Raw genomic sequence first — 3,753 nt, 5'->3', positions numbered from 1 at the left:
CCGTAGTACGGCTGAGCCTGTGAAGGCTCAGCCCTGCGCGGCGTACCGCACGAAGCGGGCCCAGCCGTCGGGGGAGACGGCGAGGTAGGGGCACGCTATGTCCTTGGAGTCCCGGACGTGAATGGCATGCTCGGTTACGGCGACCTCCACACAGCTGTCGCCCCTCCGGCGTCTCCAGTAGCCGTACCGGTCCATCCAGGCACGCGTGGTACTCGGCGTTGAGTGGGACAATCTGAAGCGTCACATTGCGTCGTTCGCTGTGTTCCAGAACGTGGTCGAGCAGGACCCGCGTGACCTCCGTACCGCCGAGCCGCCGCCGGAAGACGGACTCCTCCGTTCCCGCCGAGCGGGAAGACGGTGTGGGCGGAGATCGACACCGGCAGGGACTGACGACGGGTCACCCCGGGTCCGGCGTGACGGGTCACCCCGGGTCCGGCGGCAGCTCGGCGCGTACGGTCAGGCCGCCGTCCGGGTTGGCGTGCGCGGTGACGGTGCCGTGGTGGGCGTGGACGATCGAGCGGACGATGGCGAGGCCCAGACCGTGGCCGGAGCGGTCGCTGGTGACGCGGACCGGCTGCCGGTAGAAGGGCTCGAACAGGCGCTGGGCGATGACGTCATCGATGCGCCGCCCGGTGTTCTCCACCTCGATGACGATGTCGTCCTCGCGCAGGACCGCGAGGTGCACCGAACCGCCGGGCTCGTTGTAGGCCAGGGCGTTGTCGAGGAGGTTGAGCAGGAGCTGGCGGAGCAGGGTGGTGTTGCCGGAGACGGTGCAGTCGGGCTCGGTGTCGACGCGGAGGCGCAGCTCCGCCGTGGCCGCCTGCGCGGTGCGTTCGGCGGCGGTGTCCGTGGCGAGGGCCGCGAGGTCGACGGGTTCGGGGTCGAAGGGGGCATGGTCGGCCGCCGCCAGGTCGAGGAGGGCCTTGACGATGGTGATGTTGCGTTCGTTCGTCTCGACGAGCATCGGGGCCAGCTCGGCGAACTCTTCGCCGCTGGGGTCGGCGGCGGCGATCTGCAGGACGGTGCGGGTGGTGGCCAGCGGGGTGAGCAGTTCGTGCGAGGCGTTGGCCGCGAAGCGCTGATGGGCGGCGAAGGACTCCTCCAGGCGGGCCAGCATGATGTCGAAGGTGTCGGCGAGCTGCTTGAGTTCATCGGACGGTCCCTCGGCATCGATACGGTCCCGCAACTGGCCGTCGGCGGCCTTCGCGGCGGCCTGGCTGATGATGCCGAGGGGCGCGAGAAGGCGTTTCGAGAACCGCCAGCCGATGGCCAGGCCGATCGCCATCACCAGCAGAAGACCGCCGACGGACAGCCACAGCAGGGTGTTCCAGACGTCTTCCTTGCTGCGGATCGATCTGTCGGCCGTGGTACCCGGCCCGACACCCGGCGGAGCACTGGTCTCGGGGAACGCCTCCCCGGTGCGGGACATCCAGTCCGGTGCCCCGGGGCCCGTGACGATGATGGTGTCCCGGAAGTCGTACGTCGGCACGAACCGCATGCCGGTGTAGATGACGGCGACCATCAGTACGGCCGAGGCGGCGAGTGCGCCCGCGAAGCCGAGGAAGAGCCTGGCATGGATGCTCCCGGTCCGCCCGGTCCGCCCGGTCCGCCCGGCCCGCTGGGTTCGCCCGGTCCGCCCGAGGCCCGGCCAGGAGGGCCGCCTCACTTGGTGCCCAGGTAGTACCCGGCGCTGATCGCCGTGTGCACCAGCCGGGGCTCGCCGAGCTTGCGGCGCAGGGTGTGCACGACGAGACGTACCGCGTTGGTGAGCGGATCCGTGCCCGCGTCCCACGCCTTGTCCAGGAGGTATTCGGCACTCAGTACGCCGCCGTCGGCGCGCATCAGCAGTTCCAGTACGGCCAGTTCCTTCGGCGTGAGGCGCACTTCCCGCCCCGCACGCAGCACACGGCGGCGGTGGGTGTCGAAGGCCAGGTCGGCGAAGGTGAGGACGGGGGCGTGGACCATGGGGCTGCGCCGGTACAACGCCCGCAGGCGGGCGACGAGTTCGGGGAAGTCGAAGGGTTTCGCCAGATAGTCGTCGGCTCCGAGGCCGAGCCCTTCGACCTTGTCGCCCAGGCGCCCGGCGGCGGTGAGCATCAGGACGCGGCACTCCAGACGCATGGCGACGATGCGGCGGCAGACCTCGTCGCCGTGGATGCCCGGCAGGTCACGGTCGAGGATGACGGCGTCGTAGTCGTAGACCGCCAGTTTGTCCATGGCCGCCGACCCGTCGTGCACGACATCGGCGGCGATGGCCTCGCGGCGCAGCCCGATCTCCAGGACCCGCGCCATGTACTGCTCGTCCTCCACCACCAGTACTCGCACGACCCGCGATCCTTTCCTGTGAATTCCGGACGCATTCGACATCCCGGCTGCCCACATTTATCAGATGCGGGATATGAACCGTGTATGAGCTGCCGCCCGGCCCGCGCACTCGGCAAACACGGCTCAAAACGGTGTCTGGCTACGGTGACATGCGGTTTCACGAAATTCGCCGGGCAAGGAGCTGTCGTACGCAATGAATCTCTTCAAACGGGCGTGGTGGCGGCTGACCAGCCACCTCGGAAAGTCCCTGATGCTGGTCGGCCTCTTCTTCGTCATCTGCACCCTGGTGCTCTCCGGATTCCTTATCCAGTCCGCCGCGGCCCGGGCGGCCGACGATGCCAAGAACAGCGTCGGCGCGGTCGCCACCATGCAGTTGGACGTGAACGCCCTGATCGACTCGGGAGGGGGCACCAAGTCCGACGGCGCCATGCCCGGCGTGATCGGTCCGGAAGGTGACCTGCGGCGCGGTCTGGTCGACAGGATCTGCGAGTCGTCGGTGGTCAAGCGGTGCAACTACACGACGGACTCGGGTGCCGCGCCCACCGCCGGCTCGAAGCTGTACCAGCCGGTGCCGCGGCCGGCCGGCACCCAACCGGACGGCCTCGACCTCTTCAAGGCCGACGGGATACGCGATCAGCAGTCGGTGGCCTCGTTCCGTAACGGCGAGGCGAAGATCGTCGCCGGGCGGGGGATCGGCCCGAAGAGCGGGATCGACGAGGTCGTGGTCGAGCAGCGCCTGGCCAAGCACAACCGCTGGAAGGTCGGCGACAGGATCAAGCTGAAGGTCGGTGAACTACCGGAGATCGGCAAGAAGAGGAACGAGGACGAGTTCACGTTCACGGTCATCGGCATCTACTCCAGCGGCACTCCGGACAGCGGCCGGTACATGCCGGCCATGATGGACCCGGTGAATAAGCTGTACGTCACCCCGGACGGTGGCAGTCGGCTCCTCGGCAAGAAGACGGGCCCCGAAGGGGGAGTGCTCCAGCAGGCCACCTTCACCCTGTCCGACCCGGCGGACCTGGCCCGGCTGAAGAAGCACGCGAAAGCCTCCGGCGCCGATCTCGACCTCTTCCCGATGACGGTCAACGACAAGCAGTACAAGCAGCTCGTCGGGCCCATCACCAAGACCGCGGCCTTCGCGACCGTCACCGTGTGGCTCGTCGCCCTCGCCGGGACCGTGATCCTCGCCCTGATCGTCGCCTCGTCGCTGCGCGAGCGCCGAAAGGAGCTGGGCATCCTGCTCTCGCTCGGCGAGAAGAAGCCCCAACTGCTCGGCCAGCATCTGGTGGAAGTCGTCGCCTGCGCGGTGATCGCGGTGGGCCTCGCCTCGGCGGGCAGCCAGTTCCTGTCCCAGGCCATCGGTGACCAGTTGCTGGCCGGCGAGGTGTCGTCGGCCAAGGAGTCCGCCGCGAACGCGGACAGCGG

Annotated in this window: 4 protein-coding genes and 1 pseudogene; 1 reads left to right on the top strand and 4 read right to left on the bottom strand. The window is 68.7% G+C overall.

What is annotated here, in order from left to right; translation table 11 throughout:
• Window positions 1–27 precede the first annotated feature (27 nt).
• The 4 genes and pseudogenes from ACWF94_RS36100 to ACWF94_RS36085 form a co-directional block, all read right to left on the bottom strand.
• Window positions 28–195, bottom strand: a complete 168-nt coding sequence (locus tag ACWF94_RS36100; RefSeq protein ID WP_453498672.1) for a DUF397 domain-containing protein — start codon at window positions 193–195, stop codon at window positions 28–30.
• Window positions 152–334: pseudogene (locus tag ACWF94_RS36095) on the bottom strand (Scr1 family TA system antitoxin-like transcriptional regulator); the annotation flags it as partial. The pseudogene ACWF94_RS36095 and the gene ACWF94_RS36100, both read right to left, overlap by 44 nt.
• 87 nt (window positions 335–421) lie before the next feature.
• Window positions 422–1,666, bottom strand: coding sequence for a sensor histidine kinase (locus tag ACWF94_RS36090; RefSeq protein ID WP_453498669.1), 1,245 nt, complete (start codon window positions 1,664–1,666; stop codon window positions 422–424).
• Window positions 1,663–2,325 carry a response regulator transcription factor gene (locus ACWF94_RS36085; protein ID WP_453498666.1) on the bottom strand — a complete coding sequence of 221 codons (663 nt, stop codon included), beginning with the start codon at window positions 2,323–2,325 and terminating at the stop codon, window positions 1,663–1,665. Before ACWF94_RS36085 ends, ACWF94_RS36090 begins: the two co-directional genes overlap by 4 nt.
• A gap of 193 nt (window positions 2,326–2,518) precedes the next feature.
• Here ACWF94_RS36085 and ACWF94_RS36080 point away from each other — a divergent pair.
• The coding region (locus ACWF94_RS36080; protein ID WP_453498663.1) for an ABC transporter permease at window positions 2,519–3,753 on the top strand (1,235 nt) is incomplete at its 3' end.

This window comes from Streptomyces sp. NPDC055078 (assembly GCF_053607985.1).
The sequence above is the reverse complement of the archived record's forward strand: the minus strand, read 5'-3'. Positions and strand labels throughout refer to the sequence as shown.